Raw genomic sequence first — 16,369 nt, forward strand, 5'->3', positions numbered from 1 at the left:
TCCAGGCAACAGAACGTTCAAGCAAAGCGACTTCCGCTGGTTTGATGATGCCGAACACGCCAAAGACAAGACATTCGGAGACCGTCATGACCGACGAAACGAACAAGAACGGAGCTGAGGCCGCAGCGCCGGAAGAGGTTGCAAAGGCCGCCGCGCCGGACGCGGTGGAGAAGCCGGAGGCCGAGACTTCTGCCGCTGCGCCGGACCCGCTGGAGCTCGCCAAGGCCGAAAGTGCGGAGCTGCGCGATAAATATCTTCGCCTCGCCGCCGAGATGGACAATCTGCGCCGGCGCACCGAGCGCGAGGTGAAGGACGCCAAGTCTTATTCCGTCGCCGGCTTTGCGCGCGACATGCTGGCCGTCTCCGACAATCTGCGCCGCGCGCTGGAAGCCATTCCGGCCGAAGCAAGGGAATCCGCCGATGCCGGCCTCGCCGCGCTGATCGAAGGCGTCGAGATGACCGAGCGCTCCATGCTGGCGGCGCTCGAGCGCCACGGCGTCAAGCAGCTGGACCCGACCGGCCAGAAATTCGATCCGAACTTCCACCAGGCGATGTTCGAGGTTCCGAACACCGAGGTTCCGAACAACACGGTCGTCCAGGTTGTCCAGGCCGGCTACACGATCGGCGAGCGCGTGTTGCGCCCGGCCATGGTCGGCGTCGCCAAGGGTGGCCCGAAGGTCGCCGCCGCGGAAAGCGAGACGCCTGCCGCCTGAGGGCGGAGGAGGTTGGACCTGACCGACGCAGTCGAAAATGCGCAGAAAGAAATCTGCGCGAAATACGGCACGGCTTACTACCTTTCACCACCAGGGATGAAGGTAGGGATCGCTCTGAACGGCTGGGATGGTAAAACGCCCATAAATGGCTTGCGTCATCCGCCCGAAGGCGACACCACCGGCTGGTATATATGGGCCGGTGAAATGCTATCTGCGGACACGGATTTCTTTAAACCACTGCATGTGCGGCATTTGGCTGGTTGGTATCCTGAGATTCAGAAGTATCTTGCTTTGCCGCCCGGATGGCGATTTCTGATTAGCGGGAATTATGAGGATGTTTGGTACGACGGGTCGTTATTGAGCGTCTGATATTTTGGTGTGCTGCTTGCCCGGGCTCAGTGCCGCAGCTATTCCTCCGACCCGCGTTTGGAGCGACCGCGTAAGGTGAAGCGGCGTTTGACGTTGCTTGCTTGCAAACGACCTCGCAGGGGTCCTACCCAAAAAGCTGCCGGAGATGGTCGTTCAGGAAGCGGCCCTCCGGATCGACCTTCGCCCGTAGCGCCCGGAAATCGCCGGAGCGCGGATAGAGCGCCGTCACGTCTTCGGCGCCCAAGAAGTGCAGCTTGCCCCAATGCGGGCGCGAGCCATATTGGCGCAGGATTGTGTCGACGTCCTTCAGATAGTCCCAATAGTCGGTGCCCGGTTCGCCGGAGACCGAAAGCGTGATCGAATCCTGCTCGAAGAATGGGCTGATCCAGCCGGAATCGCCAGCGGTGAAGCGGTATTCGATCGGGTAGATGCAGGTCGGGTGCTTCTCGAGCATCAGCTGGCGCACAGCGCGGACGGCCTCCTTGCCGTGTGCGACGGGCACCGCATATTCGAGTTCGTGGAAGTTCGGGACATATTCGATCGGGTAGATTTCCGAGGAATAGGCGATCCGCTCGAAGGCCCCGTCCATCGGCGGGCGCTCGGTGATGTCGATCACCTTCATTTCGCAGACATCGGCGGTCTTTTCCGTCGTCGAGACGGATGATGTATCCGGCAGACAGTAGCAATGGCGGCTTTCCGGAACCGGGCACCAGAAGAAGCCGAAATGGCGATGCTTCGCGGCGAGCTCGTCATGCTGCTCCATGCATTCGTCGAAGTCGCAGCGCCACAGCTTTTCATGAAGGTTGTAGCTGTCCATCACCTGAAGGGTGATTTCCGAGATGACGCCGAGCATGCCGACGGAGACGCGGGAGGCCTCCAGGAGATCCGGCGTCGTCTCGTCGACGACGAGGATCGAGCCGTCCGGCTGCACCAGGCGCATGCCGACGATCTGCGACGCCATGTTGCCGAGCGATGCGCCGGTGCCGTGCGTGCCGGTGGTGAGCGCGCCGGCGAGCGCCTGGCTGTCGATGTCACCCTGGTTGATGAGCGACAGGCCGTTCGGTTTCAGCGCCTTGCCGAGCTGGTTGATCGTCGTTCCGGCGCTGACCGATATCCGTTTGCGTGCTTGGTCGATTTGGGTGACGCCCTGCATGCCGGACAGCGTCAGATGCAGGCCGCTCGTCAGCGCGACCGGTGTGAAGGAATGGCCGGAGCCGGCGCAGCGAACGTTGAGACCGGCGGACGTCGCTTCCCGCACCATCTCGGCAAGTTCCGCTTCGCTCTCCGGCACGCCCCTGTGACGGACGATGCAGGACTGATTTCCGACCCAGTTGCGCCAATGACCACCCGCTTGCAGCATGCTTGTCTCCTCAGACGGCCGTGAAGCAATTGTCGACGAAGAGATGCGTGCCGTTGACGAAGCTCGCCTCGTCGCTCGCCAGGAACAGCGCGGCATTGGCGACCTCCATCGGATCGCACATCCTCCCCTGCTGGGCGGCGATTGCCGCTTCGGACACATCGACGCCGTGTTTGGTGAGGCCGGCGAGCTCGCGCTTGCCGTGATCGGTGGCGATGAAGCCCGGGCAGACGGCGTTGCAGCGAATGCCGCGGTCGCGAAACTCGACGGCGATCGCCCGGGCGAACATGTGGCAGGCGCCCTTTGTCGTGTCGTAGAGCACCTCCATCGGCGTCGCCGCGACTGCCGAGATCGACGAGGTGCAGACGATGCTGCCGCCGCCAGCGCCGATCATGCCCGGTAGCACCGCCTTGGTCATCAGGAACATGCTCTTCACGTTCACCGCCATCAGCCGGTCCCACTCCGCCTCTTCGGTTTCGAGGAAGGGTCCGACGGCGAGAATGCCGGCATGATTGAAGAGGACGGTGATCGGGCCGAAGGCATCCTCGACGGGGCGGACCGCCGCACTCACGTCGGCCGAGACCGAGACGTCGGCGGCCGCGAACACGGCCTCACCGCCCCGGGCGCGAATGGCGGCTGCAACCTCCTCGCCTTTGCTCTTCGGCAGGTCGACGATGCCGACCTTGGCGCCCTCGCGCGCGAAAAGCTCGGAGGCCGCCAGCCCGCAGCCGCCGGCGCCGCCACTGATCAACGCGACCTTGCCCGAAAGCCTGCCCGTCATGATGTCGTCCTCCCCGCATCGCCGATCGAATGCCGGAGTGGATTATTGTTGACGACGGGGAAGCTGTCGATAGCCCTTTTCGGGTGGGCGAGAGCAGCGGAACGCTTGAATTGTTTGATCAATCCGGACGCGGACGGAAACACGATCGGTCTCGGTCAGCGAAGCGCAAGTGAATCCGGCCCGCTCCACTACGGCCGCTTTTACGCGGCGTGCGAGGTCGTGTCCTCATTGAGGAGCATATAGATGGCGCTGGCGGAATCGGTCGCCCGGATGCGCGTCACCATGTCATGGTCGCGCAGCACCCGCGCAATGCGCGACAGCGCCTTGAGGTGATCGGCGCCGGCGCCTTCCGGGGCGAGCAGAAGGAAGACGAGGTCCACCGGCTGGTCGTCAAGGGCTTCAAAATCGACCGGCGTTTCAAGCCGTGCGAAGATGCCGACGAGCGAAGAAAGATTGCTGAGCTTTCCGTGCGGGATGGCAATGCCGTTGCCGACGCCGGTCGAGCCGAGGCGTTCGCGCTGCAGGATGACGTCGAAAATCTCCCGTTCCGGCAGACCGGTGAGCTTCGATGCTTTTGCTGCCAATTCCAGAAGGAGTTGCTTTTTCGAGTTGGCCCTCATGGCCGGGATGATCGCATTTTGGTGCAGCAAGCCTGCCAATGCCATTCTTTTATCCTCGTTTGCCGGTCAGAGCCTGACAACTTCAACACAAATTTGCCGCAATGGCTCCAACCATCTTTAGGCTGGTGGGTCGCATTCACAGAAAAGACGAACTTTCCTGGCCCGCCGAACGGAGCGGCGGGGAAGGCCGACCGCGCCGGCATTCCCCGAACCCACTCATCCTTTGATATTGGCGGCGTCGATCCAGCCAATGTTTCCATCATTGCGCCGATAGACGATGTTCAGATCTTCCTTGCCGGGGGTGCGAAACATCAGCACCGGCTCGTCCGTCATGTCGAGCGCCATGACGGCGTTGGCGACGGACATTGTCCTCAATTGCTTCGTGCTTTCGGCGACGATGGTCGGTGCGTAATCATCGGGAACTTCCTCGTCCTCGAAGGGAACCGAGTCCATTACCCTGTAGGCCACCTCGGTAGCATTCTGACCATTGCCGTTGTGATGGTCCTTGAGCTTACGCTTGTAGCGCCGGAGCCTCTTTTCGATGCGCTCCGAAGCCGCGTCGAAGGCCAGCTGTGGTTCATTCGCCTGACCGTTTGCCTGCAAGACCACGCCCGTGTCGAGATGAAGCTTGCAGTCGGCGCTGAAGCGTGAGCCGGATTTTTCCACAGTGACCTGGCTTGAATATCCTCCGTCGAAATATTTGGTTACGGCCTCGCGGACCTGCTCGCCTATGCGCGAGCGAAACGATTCGCCGATTTCCATATGTTTACCGGATACACGCACACTCATGGAGTTTCCTCTCTCGTTCGTGACTTGCGTATCCAGTCTATTCCAAGCGCCTTCGTCATCCAAGCGTTTCAACGAGGGGGCGGACGGGGCGCGTGGAGCCGCCGAAGTGGAGTGACTGGCTCGGCATTTCGCGGCGGCCTCATATCGCCTGCGTCGCAGCGAGTCAATTGCAGCCGAAAAAAAACCCCAATCAGAACCCGGCTGCCTTGGCAAGCGCGCGCTTCTCGCGGCGCCGCTGGACCGAGGAGGGGATGTTCATCGCTTCGCGATATTTGGCGACGGTGCGCCGTGCGATGTCGACCCCGGCCTGCTTGAGGACATCGACGATATCGTCGTCAGACAGCACCGCATCGGCGCTTTCCTGACTGATCAACGTGCGGATGCGGTGCCTGACGGATTCCGCCGAATGGGCGTCGCCGTTTTCCGCCGAGCCGATCGACACGGTGAAGAAGTATTTCAGCTCGAAAAGACCCCGCGGGGTCAGCATGTATTTGTTCGAGGTGACGCGGCTCACCGTCGATTCATGCATCTTGATCGCGTCGGCGACGATCCTGAGGTTCAGCGGCCGCAGGTAGTCGACGCCATGGATGAGGAAAGCGTCCTGCTGCCGCACGATCTCGCTCGCGACCTTCATGATCGTCCTGGCGCGCTGGTCGAGACTGCGCGTCAGCCAATTGGCGTTTTGCATGCAATCGCTGAGGAAAGCCTGCTCGGCACTGTTTTTCCGGCTGTGGCGTGAAACCTCGGCAAAATAGTCGTGATTGACGAGGACCCGCGGCAGCGCGTCAGGGTTAAGCTCGACCAGCCAGCCGCCATCGGGTGCCGAGCGGACGACGACATCGGGTATGATCGCCTCGGTGATGCTGGTCTCGAAGCTTGTCCCCGGCTTCGGATCGAGCTTGCGAATCTCCGCGAGCATGTCGACGAGATCCTCCTCGTCCACCCCGCAGATCTTCTTGAGGTTCGCGAAGTCGCGGCGCGCCAGAAGCTCGAGATTGGCGACAAGCGCCTCCATGGCCGGGTCGAGGCGGTTGCGCAAGCGCAGCTGAATGGCAAGGCATTCGCTGAGCGAGCGCGCGAAGACGCCGGGCGGATCGAACTGCTGCAGGACGAAAAGGACGCGCGTCACGTCCTGCGCGGCCACGCCAAGCCTTGCCGCCGTTTCCCCGATCTCCGCATGCAGATAGCCCGCTTCGTCGAGTTGGTCGATGAGATGCTGGGCAATCAGCCGGTCGCGCGCGGCGGCAAGCGCAAAGGGGATCTGCTCGAGCAGCGTCTCGCGGAGCGTTTTCCGGCCGGCGACGAAATCGTCGAGATCGTATCCTTCGCCATCATCGCCGCCGCCGGCGCCCGGCATCGATTTCCATTGGCCGAGCAGCTCCGGCGCATCCGCGCGCTGCGGAGCCGTATCGTCCTGGAAGACGTTGGCGAAGTCGGCGTCGAGTTCTTCGCTGAGCCTCTCGCCGGTGCTCGACATGGTGCTGTCATAGAGGTCGCTTTGGCTGCCACTCTCCTCCGCCCCGCCGCCCGTCTCGCTGGCAAGGCCTGCCTCGTCGCGTTCGGACCGGTCTGGGCCGGAGCCTGCCTCCTCGGCCGATTGAAACTCCAGCAGCGGGTTCTTTTCGACTTCCTGGGCGATGAATTGGCCGAGTTCGAGATGCGTCATCTGAAGCAGCTGGATCGACTGCATCAGTTGCGGGGTCATGACCAGCGACTGTGACTGTCGCAAATGAAGGCTGGCGGACAAAGCCATGCAGACGCGAAACTCCCGTCAATTCTTCGGGCCGGTCTAGCGTGGACGGGCCATTTCTTAGTTGGCCCAAAAATTGCTTATTACTGGAATTTGGTCAAGCGCCGAGGCGTTGTGAAGCGGTAATTCGCCTGCACGCACGGTTACAGGCTGAAATTGTCGCCGAGATAAAGTCTGCGCACATCCGGATTGGTGACGATGTCATTGGCGCGCCCGTGGGTCAGCACTTCACCGGCATGGATGATATAGGCGCGGTCGATCAGCCCCAGCGTTTCGCGGACGTTGTGATCCGTGATCAGGACGCCGATGCCGCGCGAGGTCAGGTGCCGGACCAGCGCCTGGATATCGGCGACCGAGATCGGATCGACGCCCGCAAAGGGTTCGTCGAGCAGCATGAAGGTCGGGTCGGTTGCAAGGGCGCGGGCGATCTCGAGGCGGCGGCGTTCGCCGCCGGAAAGGGCGATGGCCGGTGATTTGCGCAAATGCGTGATCGAAAATTCGCCAAGCAGGTCGTTGAGCTTGCTTTCGCGCCGCTCGACATTCTTGTCGTGGATTTCGAGCACGGCGCGGATGTTTTCCTCCACCGTCAGCCCACGGAAGATCGAGGCTTCCTGCGGCAGGTAACCGACGCCGAGCCGCGCCCGGCGGTACATGGGCATGGTGGTGACGTCGTTGCCGTTGATCTCGATCGCTCCCTCGTCGACGGGGACCAATCCGGTGATCATGTAGAAGCAGGTCGTCTTGCCGGCGCCGTTCGGCCCAAGCAGACCGACCGCCTCGCCGCGGCGCACGACAAGCGAGACGCCGTTGACGACGCGCCGCGAGCGGTAGGATTTCGTCAGGCCGCGGGCGATCAGCGTGCCGTCATAGCGCGCCTTGTCGACCGTGCGCGCAGCAACGGCTGCCGCCGACGGTTTCTTGACCCGTTTGCGTTTGGGAAGAAAGGGGATCTGCACGTCCGAATCTTGCATCAATTCTGCTTGCGGGACTGCGGATCGAGCTGAATCTGCACGCGGCCGCCGCAGGCCTCGAGCTGGGCTTCGCCCGTATCCATTTGCACATTCAACTGGCAGCCGACGAAGACGTTCTTGCCCTCCGACAGCACGACCTTCTCGCCCTTGAGCACGATCGTCTGGTTGGTCAGGTTGACGAGGCCGGTATCGCCCGTGGCCTGTTGGGCGCCGGAGCTCAAGAACACCTTGTTGCTGACCTCGATCCGGTCGATATCGGCGTTGCCGCTGGTGATCGTCGCGCCTTCGGTCGCCTTGTAGAAGACGGTCATGTTGCCGGCCTGCAGCGTCGTCGTGCCCTGCACGACCTTCACATTGCCGGTGAAGATCGCCTTGCTTTCCGGATCCTTGATCTCGAGCTTGTCGCTCTCGATCTGGATCGGCTGGTCGTTGGAAAGCTGCATGCCCTTCATGCGGCTGGATGTGGCCTGCGCCAAGGCGCCGGAAGCAATGATCAAAGCGCCGAGCCCGGCGGCAGCCAGGGTGGCGGATACCTTAAAAGAAACGGTAGATGTGACCGACATGGGGGTGCACCAGGTCCTATTTGGCGTTCTTGCGGATGGCGCTGGGTTCGACATTGACCCGGACCATGCCTTCGAATGTTACAATACGTCCCTTATCTGTCATTCGCAGCGACTGCGCAATGATCGATCCGCCGTTCATGCTGATGGCAATCGGATGCTTGGTCTCCATTTCGCCGGCGTCGATATCCAGATATGCCGACTGGAAATCGGCATTGACGCCATTATTCATCGAAATAGTGAACGGCGCGTTCATATCGAGCGTATTTCCGCCGCGATCGTAAATGCCGCTCGTCGCGTCGACCGTCGCCACCAAAGTCTCGTTGACCGGCATCTCGGCGTGGATCTTCTCGAGCGTGATGATGTCCGGATTGGCAATGTCCTGCAGCGCCCGCTGGGCTTTCATGGAATAGCTGATATCCTGCCGGTTGCGGCCGGAAATCGCCGGATTCTGCATGACGATCTTGCCGTTTTCGATCGTCGCGGTTTCGAGCTGCAGTTCCTCCGGCAGAAAGGCGCGGATGAAGGAAATGGCCGCGAAGACGAGAGCGACGACGCCGGCCGCGAGCGGCAGGACGATCTTCAGGCGCTTCACCCGCGCGGAGTGTCGCGCCGCCGATGCATAGGCATCCACGGAGCTCGTGCCCGTATCGGCGACGATATCGGGAAAACGCGCTTGGTTCAGCATCAAGGGCCTGTTGGTTCCGTTCGGATCTTGCGATAGCCGCAAGATCCGCATTTACATGCAATGGCGTAGGTCACGGCGAATATGGTTATTTTGTTATCGTCCGGCAATGGAGCGGCAAAAAGTTTGAAGGGACTGCGAAAAACGCGGGCTTTCGACTTTCCTCCGTCGCCAGCCGCGCCTATCTAGCCTGCCACCGCGGGCGCAGATAGCATGTTCCTGAGGAAACTGACAGGACCCGCGCCAAGATTTGGGAGATGCCCATGGACGAACTCGCCGTTGCCGATCGCCGCAGCCTGCGCCGGAAGCTGAGCTTCTGGCGCTGGGCGGCGGCTGCCATCCTCGTTCTGGGCGGTTTCGCGCTCGTTGCCCTTTTGGGCTGGACGGAGGTCAGCGGACGGGCCCGCGAGCACGTTGCCCGCGTGACCGTGACGGGCGTCATCCAGGACGATCGGGAGCTGGTCGAGAGGCTGGAGAGCATTGCCGACAACAATTCCGCCAAGGCTCTGATCGTGACCATATCGTCGCCGGGTGGCACCACCTATGGCGGAGAGGTGCTCTACAAGGCGATCCGCAAAGTCGCAGCCAAGAAGCCGGTGGTCTCCGATGTCAGGACGCTTGCCGCCTCCGCCGGCTACATGATCGCGCTCGCCGGCGACCGCATCGTCGCCGGCGAAACCTCGATCACGGGCTCGATCGGCGTCATCTTCCAGTATCCGCAGGTCAAGGAACTGATGGACAAGGTCGGCGTGTCGCTGGAGTCGATAAAGTCGCGGCCGCTGAAGGCCGAGCCCTCGCCGTTCCACCCGCCCAGCCCCGAGGCAAGGGCGATGATCCAGACGATGATCGACGACAGTTACAACTGGTTCGTCGATCTCGTGGCCGAGCGGCGCAAGCTGCCGCGGCCGGAGGCGCTGGCGCTGGCAGACGGCCGGATCTTCACCGGGCGGCAGGCTCTCAGGGACAAACTCGTCGACACGATCGGTGGCGACGACGAGATCAGGGCATTTCTGGCCGAGCGCAAGGTGTCGAAGGACCTGCCCGTCGTCGATTGGAAGGATCCGGGCGGCTCCTTCCCCTTCGGGCTTTCGACGGTCGTATCCAATTGGCTCAAGCTGTTGGGATATGATGCTTTTCCGGCGATGAACGGGATCGAAAAGATTGGCGGCGACAAGTTGTTTCTTGACGGTCTTGTTTCGGTTTGGCAGGTTGATGCTCAATAAGGAAGGCTAGAAATGCCGCCCTGAGGCGAGATGGGGCCTCACCCATGCTCCGGGCGTCCGGTGAGGTCTTCCAAGCGTCACAAACATTCACAAAAAGCAAAAGACCAGGGGGCGAAAGTGATCAAGTCAGAACTGGTGCAGATTGTGGCCGCGCGCAATCCGCATCTCTATCACCGCGACGTTGAAAATATCGTCAATGCGGTCCTCGATGAGATCACTGACGCACTCGCGGCCGGAAACCGGGTCGAACTGCGCGGTTTCGGTGCCTTCTCGGTGAAGAACCGGCCATCGCGCTCGGGCCGCAATCCGCGCACTGGCGATTCCGTCTTCGTCGAGGAGAAATGGGTGCCGTTCTTCAAGACCGGCAAGGAGCTGCGCGAACGGCTCAATCCAGGTATGAACGGTCAGGATGAAGACTGAGCGAGAGGCGCAGCGACGACAGCGCCGTACGTTTTGAAAGCGGCGGTCGCCCCTCTCATTCCAACAGCGCACCGTGCCTGCCGCAGAGCATTCCGAGCCGGTGCCATAGCCGGAGCGGTGCATGTTCAAGAAAATCGTCAACATCGTCGTGCTCGTACCGCTCGGGGTGATCCTTGTCGCCTTGAGCGTCGCCAACCGACAGACCGTTACATTGTCGCTCAATCCCTTCGATCCGGCCGACAACGTGCTTTCCGTATCCGCGCCGTTTTTCCTCTTCCTATTTCTGGCGGTCGTCCTCGGCCTGTTCCTTGGGGCCGCCGTGGTTTGGTTCAGCCAGGGCAAGTACCGCCGCCGGGCGCGCAACGAGGCCCATGAGGCGCTGAAATGGCATCGCGAGGCTGAAAAGCACCGCAGCGAGGCCGAAAGGTTGGCGCAATCGAGCCTGCCGGCGCCGCAGAACTGACTGGCCGAGATGCGGGCGCGCTTCAGCCCGCCGGCTCGCCGCTGACGGCGAGGTTCAGATTGGCGAAGAACTGCTGCGCGAGCTTCTTGGCCGTCGAATCGATCAGGCGGGAGCCAAGCTGAGCGAGCTTGCCGCCGACTTCGGCCTTGACGTCGTAACGCAGCACCGTTTCGTCACTCGCTTCGGCAAGCATGACATCCGCGCCCCCCTTGGCAAAACCGGCGATGCCGCCCTTTCCCTCACCCGATATCCGGTAGCTTTCGGGCGGATTCAGGTTGGAGAGCATGACCGTGCCGTTGAAGGTCGCCGAAACCGGACCGATCTTGACCTTCACGACGGCCGTGAGTTCCGTCGGCGAGACCGCCTCGATCGCCTGGCAACCGGGAATGCACCGCTTCAAGATCTCGGGGTCGTTCAGGCATTGCCAAACCGCTTCCCGCCGTGCCGCGATCCGCTCCTCTCCGGTAATGTCCATAGAGCTTCCTCCCTTCTACTGTATGTGTCCCTAAATCGACCTCGATTTTAAGGACAAAGACATGCAGCAATTCAAAGTGCTACAGCGACCTTTGCGCGCCTGAGGCGCGCGACGCTGTAGTGAAGTCACCGATCTTCGCAGACCGGAAACGGCTTTGCCAAGAGCATCCGCGATGCTATTGCACGCACTGAGCAAGTCGCGCGTCCGTCCGGGCGCGCGGCCAGGGCACATTCCCTCTGCTGGCCGGGCAAAAGGGATGTGCCGGTGATCGAGCGAAATCCAAGGATCAGCGCGTGAAGGAAAAAGATCGGCGATCGAAGAACGCCTCGGTCACGGCGGCCAAGGGACGCGGCGCAGAGGCGCGTGGCGGTCGTCACGAGCAAAGGCATTCTTCGGCAAAGGGCGGTCCTCAGAAGGGCAAGGCCGGCGGGCTGCCGTCGCCAAAGGCGGCGCCGCAGAAATTGCCGCGTTCGGCCGCACAGGAGAGCACGCCGCCGCGCCGCGTGGAGCCGCGGAGCGGCGCGAAGCCGGCCGAGACGGTGCCGCTCATCCTCGAGACGCGGCCGACCGCCGGCTACCACCTGATCGACAGCGGCGACGGCGAGAAGCTGGAACAGTACGGGCCCTATCGCATCGTCCGGCCCGAAGCCCAGGCGCTGTGGCCGAAGGCGCTGCCCTCTGGCGTCTGGGAAAAGGCGGATGCGATCTTCACCGGCGACACCGACGAGGATGGCATGGGCCGTTGGCGTTTCCCGCAGGAAGCGCTCGGGGAAACCTGGCCGATGCAGCTTCTCGACACGGATTTTCTCGGCCGATTCACCTCGTTCCGGCATGTCGGGGTTTTCCCCGAACAGCTTGCCCACTGGTCGTGGATGAAAGACCAGGTCGCGTCGGCCGGCCGGCCGCTGAAGGTGCTCAACCTCTTCGGCTATACCGGCGTCGCCTCGCTGATCGCGGCGAAGGCCGGCGCGGAGGTGGCCCATGTCGATGCTTCCAAGAAGGCAATCGGCTGGGCACGCGAGAACCAAGCCATGGCGCGCGCCGAGAAACTGCCGATCCGCTGGATCTGCGACGACGCCATGAAGTTTATCCAGCGCGAGGAGCGACGCGGCAGCCGCTACGACATCATTCTGACCGACCCGCCCAAGTTCGGCCGCGGTCCGAACGGCGAGGTCTGGCAGCTCTTCGACCATCTGGCGGCGATGCTCGACATCTGCCGCGAAATCCTGTCTGAGGATGCTCGCGGCCTGGTGCTCACCGCCTATTCGATCCGCGCCAGCTTCTATTCGATCCACGAGCTCATGCGCGAGACGATGCGGGGGCGCGGCGGCCGGGTGGAATCGGGCGAGCTTATCATCCGCGAGGGCGGTCTCGACGGCACGGCGCCCGGTCGGGCGCTGTCCACCTCCCTCTTCAGCCGCTGGGTACCCAAATGAATTCTGACAGAAGCGATCACGGCACGCCGCGCGTCGGCCAGGTCAAGGAGGTCACCAGCCTCACCAATCCGATCATCAAGGATATCCGCGCGCTCTCCCAGAAGAAGCATCGCGACGAGACGCGCTCCTTCATGGCCGAAGGGCTGAAGCTGGTGATCGATGCGCTCGATCTCGGCTGGAAGATCAAGACGCTCGTCTATGCCAAGGCGGCCAAAGGCAAACCGCAGGTCGAGCAGATAGCGGCAAAGGCGGTGGCAAAGGGCGGGCTCGTCCTCGAGGTCAGCGAGAAGGTGATCTCGACGATCACCCGCCGCGACAACCCGCAGATGGTGGTCGGCATCTTCGAGCAACGCTACCGGCCGCTGAAGGATATCCGCCCTCAGGAGGGCGAGACCTACGTGGCGCTCGACCGGGTGCGCGATCCCGGCAATCTCGGCACGATCATCCGAACCGCCGACGCCGCCGGAGCGTCCGGCATCATCCTGGTCGGCGAGACCACCGATCCCTTCTCGCTCGAAACGGTGCGCGCAACGATGGGCTCGGTCTTCGCCTTGCCGATCGCGCGGGCCAGTGCCGAGGAGTTCGTCCGCTGGCAGAAGTCGGCCGGCGTCCAGGTGGTGGCGACGCATCTGGCGGGCTCCGTCGACTATCGCACCATAGACTACCGGTCGAAGCCGGTCGTCCTGCTGATGGGCAACGAGCAAGCAGGCCTGCCCGTCGAGCTCGCTCGCGAAGCCGGCGCACTGGCGCGCATTCCGCAAGCGGGCCGGGCCGACTCGCTCAATCTGGCGATTGCCACCGGCATCATGCTGTTCGAGGCGCGCCGCCATCTTCTTTCATTGGATGAGCGCTGATGAGTGAACGCAACACCCTTTTTTCCCGGCCGCTGCCGATCGCGCTTTTCATTCTCGTCGCGCTCGTTGCCGACCAGGCGATCAAGTATCTGGTGGAAGCCTTCCTGCCCTTCCAGGAGGCGGTGTCGGTCATCCCGATGCTCGCGCTCTACCGCACCTATAATTACGGCGTCGCCTTCTCGATGCTCTCCGGCATGGAAGGCTGGTTCATCGTCGGTATTCGTCTCGCCGTCGTCACTTTCGTGCTCTGGCTGTGGCGCCGCACTCCGAAGGACCGCTTCTTCGCCCATCTCGGCTATGCGATGATCATTGCCGGCGCGCTCGGCAACCTCGTCGACCGGCTGCTCTTCGGCTATGTCATCGACTACATCCTGTTCCACACCGCCACCTGGTCCTTCGCCGTCTTCAATCTCGCCGACAGTTTCATCACCGTCGGGGCCGGTGCGATCATTCTGGACGAGCTGTTGCAGGCGAAAAAACCGCGGTCGCTAAAACTTTAGACGTCCGTTGAAGCCATTCGGAAGGCTTGCCATGCCAGGTTGAAGGCATGAGCGAGCTTCCATCGGTCAAGCATCGGAACCAAGCCGGCTCGGGCGCGCGATCCGGAGCGGCTGGAATCACGTTCTCGAAGGCGACTACGCTCGGTGGTGGCTTGCGGCCGGCGATCGGCGGCGAAGCATCCGTCGGGCGACTTCTCCTTGCGCTCGCCGGCCTCGCTGCTGCGGGCGTTCTGCTGGTCGTCGGCGCGCGCGCCGATCTTTATCTGCTGCCGGTCCTTGCGGCCCTCAGTGCCCTTGTTGGCGGCTTTCTGCTGCTCTCCAGCCATGGCACGGCCTCCGGGCAGGTTCCGGAGGCGGGCAGGGCCGCAGCCGATGCGCTGTGTTCCGAGACGGCGAAGCTGCTTTCGACGATCCATGACGCGCTGGGCGACATTGCTCTCGTCCGCGGCATGGACGGCAGGATCGTCCAGGCGAACCGGGTGTTCACGCGAATGTGCGGGCGAGCCGACGTGCGGGGGCTGACCTGCTCCTCGCTGGGCCTCGAGTTCGAAACGCGGCCGGATCCCGACCGTTTCATCGTCCGCTTGGCGACGCCGGCGGGCTTGCGCCTTTTCGATTGGCACGATGTCGTGATCCGCGCCCCGGCAACCGGCCGGCTGATGCGCCACAGCATCGCCCGCGACATAACGGAGGAAGCGCAGGCGGCACGCCGGCGGGAGGAGGCGCGGCAGCGCGCCGAAGAGGCGAGCCAGGCGAAATCGCGGCTGCTTGCGACCGTCACGCATGAGATCCGCACGCCGCTTTCCGGCATTCTCGGCATGAGCCATCTGCTCGCCCAGACGAAACTGTCGGCCGAGCAGCGGAACTATCTTGCCGACATGCAGCAGTCGGGCCACGCCCTGGTGCAACTGGTCGAGGACCTGATCGACTTCTCCTCGCTCTCGGCTGGGCGCTTTCAATTGCATCCGTCCGGGCAAGACCTGCGCCTCGTCATCGAGAACGTCGTGGAGATGCTCTCGCATCGTGCCCATGAGAAAGGCATCGAAATCGGCGCCGCGATCGATGCGAGTGTGCCGCGCTGCGTGGCCTTCGATGCGGCGCGGCTGCGGCAGGTGCTGTTCAACGTTATCGGCAATGCCGTGAAATTCACCGAGACCGGCGGCGTCCTCGTCACGGCCGGCTTCGAAGCGGGGATCGTCCGCATCCGCGTCGACGACAGCGGCCTCGGCATGTCGGCCGACGAACTGGCGCGTGTCTTCGATGAGTTCGAACAGGCCGGCGACGACGCCCAGCGCTCCAAGGGAACGGGTCTCGGTTTGGCGATATCCCGCCGCATCATGGAGGCTTTCGGCGGCAGCCTGACCGCGTCGAGCATCGCGGGAGAGGGAAGCCGCTTCGATATTCGCTTCCCGGTCGCTGGAGCCGGTTCGGCGGCTCAGCCCCGCCGCGGTGTCCTTGCCGACACCCATGTACTCTTGCTCGCTCCCGACGGTCCTGCTTCGACGGCGCTTGCGGCGACGATCGAGACGCTCGGCGGCAAGTGCCACCGTGCCGGAACCCTCTCGGCCGCGCGCGCTGTCGCAGCCGACGCGCTCGCCGATCGCTTGCCGCTGACGGATATTATCGTCGATCACCGCCATGCGGCGCAGTTGCGCGAACTCCTCTCCCTGGAGCCGGCGCTCGGGCGGCAGCGATTGCGCAAGACCTGCCTGATCAGCCCCGAAGAGCGCAGCAGCCATCCGCTCAGCAGGATGGGCGGCTACGAGGCCTGGCTGATACGCCCCTTGCGGGAGAAATCGCTGGTCGAGGTGTTGCTCGGCCGCATGACGGGCATCGAAAGGCGCGACGGGATCAACGACAACAGGCCGATCCTGAGGGCGGAGCCGCCGAAGGCGGCAACGGTCCGAGATCACGGCCGCCCGGTGCTGCTCGCCGAGGACGATCCGGTGAACGCCCTGATCCTGCGGAAAATGCTCGAAGGAGCCGGGCACGCCGTCCACCCTGTTGGCGATTTCGCCGCGCTCGAGGCCGTGTTGCGAGAGAAGGGTGCCCCGGCGCTCATCGTGACGGACGTCAACATGCCGGGCGGCGACGGTCTTGCCCTGCTGCGGCGCCTTCGCGCGGAGGAAGCGCCCGGAACGGGACGTCGCCTGCCGGTGATCGTTCTGACCTCCGACGTCCGCAGCGATCTTCATCGGCTGTTGCTTGCGGCCGGCGTCGACGCCGTTCTCACAAAGCCGGTCGAACCGCAGCAGTTCCTCAATGAAGTCGCTCGGCTGCTTGGGGTCGGGCAAGCCTAGCCGCCGCGCGGCATTGTCCCGCCTCGGGGTTGTCTTGCGTTTTCGTGTCACTATGTTGTTGCAGAAACGTGGTCTAAGCCCGACGGACACTGACGATTCGGGA

The 16,369-nt window shown here is 63.0% G+C and carries 18 protein-coding genes; 9 read left to right on the forward strand and 9 right to left on the reverse strand.

From position 1 onward, the window contains the following. Positions 1 to 86: 86 nt before the first annotated feature. Together grpE and NXT3_RS01885 are read left to right on the forward strand one after the other, a co-directional pair. Positions 87 to 713, forward strand: a complete 627-nt coding sequence (gene grpE / locus NXT3_RS01880) for a nucleotide exchange factor GrpE (RefSeq protein ID WP_037420822.1) — start codon at positions 87 to 89, stop codon at positions 711 to 713. 12 nt (positions 714 to 725) lie between these two features. Then, positions 726 to 1,082, forward strand: a complete 357-nt coding sequence (locus tag NXT3_RS01885; RefSeq protein ID WP_097525533.1) for an immunity protein Imm33 domain-containing protein — start codon at positions 726 to 728, stop codon at positions 1,080 to 1,082. 124 nt (positions 1,083 to 1,206) lie between these two features. On the opposite strand, the gene NXT3_RS01890 is transcribed toward NXT3_RS01885, so the two are convergent. From NXT3_RS01890 to lptC, 8 genes are all read right to left on the reverse strand, one after another. Further along, the gene (locus NXT3_RS01890) at positions 1,207 to 2,442 is read right to left on the reverse strand and encodes a D-arabinono-1,4-lactone oxidase (protein ID WP_104838706.1); all 1,236 of its coding nucleotides are present in this window, start codon (positions 2,440 to 2,442) and stop codon (positions 1,207 to 1,209) included. Between the two features lie 10 nt (positions 2,443 to 2,452). Next, positions 2,453 to 3,220: an SDR family NAD(P)-dependent oxidoreductase gene (locus NXT3_RS01895; protein WP_097525534.1), complete on the reverse strand. Its 768-nt coding sequence runs from the start codon at positions 3,218 to 3,220 to the stop codon at positions 2,453 to 2,455. Positions 3,221 to 3,420: 200 nt separating this feature from the next. Further along, a complete protein-coding gene (gene ptsN / locus NXT3_RS01900) occupies positions 3,421 to 3,885 on the reverse strand; it encodes a PTS IIA-like nitrogen regulatory protein PtsN (protein ID WP_037420810.1) in 465 nt (154 codons plus the stop codon). Positions 3,886 to 4,056: 171 nt separating this feature from the next. After that, positions 4,057 to 4,629 (reverse strand): ribosome hibernation-promoting factor, HPF/YfiA family, encoded by a 573-nt coding sequence (gene hpf, locus NXT3_RS01905; RefSeq protein ID WP_037378109.1) that lies wholly within the window; start codon positions 4,627 to 4,629, stop codon positions 4,057 to 4,059. Between the two features lie 190 nt (positions 4,630 to 4,819). Then, positions 4,820 to 6,382 (reverse strand): RNA polymerase factor sigma-54, encoded by a 1,563-nt coding sequence (rpoN, locus tag NXT3_RS01910; RefSeq protein ID WP_097537742.1) that lies wholly within the window; start codon positions 6,380 to 6,382, stop codon positions 4,820 to 4,822. 140 nt (positions 6,383 to 6,522) lie between these two features. Further along, positions 6,523 to 7,335, reverse strand: a complete 813-nt coding sequence (lptB, locus tag NXT3_RS01915) for an LPS export ABC transporter ATP-binding protein (protein WP_176536527.1) — start codon at positions 7,333 to 7,335, stop codon at positions 6,523 to 6,525. 14 nt (positions 7,336 to 7,349) lie between these two features. Continuing rightward, positions 7,350 to 7,913: an LptA/OstA family protein gene (locus NXT3_RS01920; RefSeq protein ID WP_037420804.1), complete on the reverse strand. Its 564-nt coding sequence runs from the start codon at positions 7,911 to 7,913 to the stop codon at positions 7,350 to 7,352. A gap of 16 nt (positions 7,914 to 7,929) precedes the next feature. Then, positions 7,930 to 8,598, reverse strand: coding sequence for an LPS export ABC transporter periplasmic protein LptC (gene lptC, locus NXT3_RS01925; protein WP_104838707.1), 669 nt, complete (start codon positions 8,596 to 8,598; stop codon positions 7,930 to 7,932). Positions 8,599 to 8,858: 260 nt separating this feature from the next. Here lptC and sppA point away from each other — a divergent pair, with 260 nt between their 5' ends. The 3 genes from sppA (at position 8,859) to NXT3_RS01940 (ending at position 10,701) form a co-directional block, all read left to right on the forward strand. Continuing rightward, positions 8,859 to 9,818 (forward strand): signal peptide peptidase SppA, encoded by a 960-nt coding sequence (gene sppA / locus NXT3_RS01930; RefSeq protein WP_104838708.1) that lies wholly within the window; start codon positions 8,859 to 8,861, stop codon positions 9,816 to 9,818. 117 nt (positions 9,819 to 9,935) lie between these two features. Beyond that, on the forward strand, positions 9,936 to 10,238 hold the full coding sequence (locus NXT3_RS01935; RefSeq protein ID WP_037378120.1) for an integration host factor subunit beta: 303 nt from the start codon (positions 9,936 to 9,938) through the stop codon (positions 10,236 to 10,238). 121 nt (positions 10,239 to 10,359) lie between these two features. Beyond that, positions 10,360 to 10,701, forward strand: coding sequence for a LapA family protein (locus NXT3_RS01940; RefSeq protein ID WP_037420795.1), 342 nt, complete (start codon positions 10,360 to 10,362; stop codon positions 10,699 to 10,701). 22 nt (positions 10,702 to 10,723) lie between these two features. Here the strand turns inward: NXT3_RS01940 and NXT3_RS01945 are convergent, their stop codons facing one another. Further along, positions 10,724 to 11,176, reverse strand: coding sequence for an SRPBCC family protein (locus tag NXT3_RS01945; protein WP_097525537.1), 453 nt, complete (start codon positions 11,174 to 11,176; stop codon positions 10,724 to 10,726). A gap of 293 nt (positions 11,177 to 11,469) precedes the next feature. Between NXT3_RS01945 and NXT3_RS01955 the strand changes: the two genes are divergently transcribed. From NXT3_RS01955 to NXT3_RS01970, 4 genes are read left to right on the forward strand one after another with little or no spacing between them, the layout of a single operon-like run. Further along, positions 11,470 to 12,612, forward strand: coding sequence for an RsmD family RNA methyltransferase (locus NXT3_RS01955; RefSeq protein ID WP_037420791.1), 1,143 nt, complete (start codon positions 11,470 to 11,472; stop codon positions 12,610 to 12,612). After that, on the forward strand, positions 12,609 to 13,466 hold the full coding sequence (locus tag NXT3_RS01960; RefSeq protein ID WP_097525539.1) for a TrmH family RNA methyltransferase: 858 nt from the start codon (positions 12,609 to 12,611) through the stop codon (positions 13,464 to 13,466). Before NXT3_RS01955 ends, NXT3_RS01960 begins: the two co-directional genes overlap by 4 nt. Further along, positions 13,466 to 13,966: a signal peptidase II gene (gene lspA, locus NXT3_RS01965; RefSeq protein WP_097525540.1), complete on the forward strand. Its 501-nt coding sequence runs from the start codon at positions 13,466 to 13,468 to the stop codon at positions 13,964 to 13,966. Before NXT3_RS01960 ends, lspA begins: the two co-directional genes overlap by 1 nt. Positions 13,967 to 14,013: 47 nt before the next feature. Beyond that, on the forward strand, positions 14,014 to 16,266 hold the full coding sequence (locus NXT3_RS01970; protein ID WP_104838709.1) for a hybrid sensor histidine kinase/response regulator: 2,253 nt from the start codon (positions 14,014 to 14,016) through the stop codon (positions 16,264 to 16,266). Positions 16,267 to 16,369 lie beyond the last annotated feature (103 nt).

It is taken from the genome of Sinorhizobium fredii (assembly GCF_002944405.1).
In the GTDB taxonomy this organism is placed as follows: Bacteria; Pseudomonadota; Alphaproteobacteria; order Rhizobiales; family Rhizobiaceae; genus Sinorhizobium; species Sinorhizobium fredii_C.

Excerpts from the sequence above, each read along its gene's own strand:
- grpE (WP_037420822.1), top strand. The coding sequence starts at position 87 with ATGACCGACGAAACGAACAAGAACGGAGCTGAGGCCGCAGCGCCGGAA.
- NXT3_RS01890 (WP_104838706.1), bottom strand. The coding sequence starts at position 2,442 with ATGCTGCAAGCGGGTGGTCATTGGCGCAACTGGGTCGGAAATCAGTCC.
- NXT3_RS01895 (WP_097525534.1), bottom strand. The coding sequence starts at position 3,220 with ATGACGGGCAGGCTTTCGGGCAAGGTCGCGTTGATCAGTGGCGGCGCC.
- ptsN (WP_037420810.1), bottom strand. The coding sequence starts at position 3,885 with ATGGCATTGGCAGGCTTGCTGCACCAAAATGCGATCATCCCGGCCATG.
- hpf (WP_037378109.1), bottom strand. The coding sequence starts at position 4,629 with ATGAGTGTGCGTGTATCCGGTAAACATATGGAAATCGGCGAATCGTTT.
- rpoN (WP_097537742.1), bottom strand. The coding sequence starts at position 6,382 with ATGGCTTTGTCCGCCAGCCTTCATTTGCGACAGTCACAGTCGCTGGTC.
- NXT3_RS01920 (WP_037420804.1), bottom strand. The coding sequence starts at position 7,913 with ATGTCGGTCACATCTACCGTTTCTTTTAAGGTATCCGCCACCCTGGCT.
- lptC (WP_104838707.1), bottom strand. The coding sequence starts at position 8,598 with ATGCTGAACCAAGCGCGTTTTCCCGATATCGTCGCCGATACGGGCACG.
- sppA (WP_104838708.1), top strand. The coding sequence starts at position 8,859 with ATGGACGAACTCGCCGTTGCCGATCGCCGCAGCCTGCGCCGGAAGCTG.
- NXT3_RS01940 (WP_037420795.1), top strand. The coding sequence starts at position 10,360 with ATGTTCAAGAAAATCGTCAACATCGTCGTGCTCGTACCGCTCGGGGTG.
- NXT3_RS01945 (WP_097525537.1), bottom strand. The coding sequence starts at position 11,176 with ATGGACATTACCGGAGAGGAGCGGATCGCGGCACGGCGGGAAGCGGTT.
- NXT3_RS01960 (WP_097525539.1), top strand. The coding sequence starts at position 12,609 with ATGAATTCTGACAGAAGCGATCACGGCACGCCGCGCGTCGGCCAGGTC.
- lspA (WP_097525540.1), top strand. The coding sequence starts at position 13,466 with ATGAGTGAACGCAACACCCTTTTTTCCCGGCCGCTGCCGATCGCGCTT.
- NXT3_RS01970 (WP_104838709.1), top strand. The coding sequence starts at position 14,014 with ATGAGCGAGCTTCCATCGGTCAAGCATCGGAACCAAGCCGGCTCGGGC.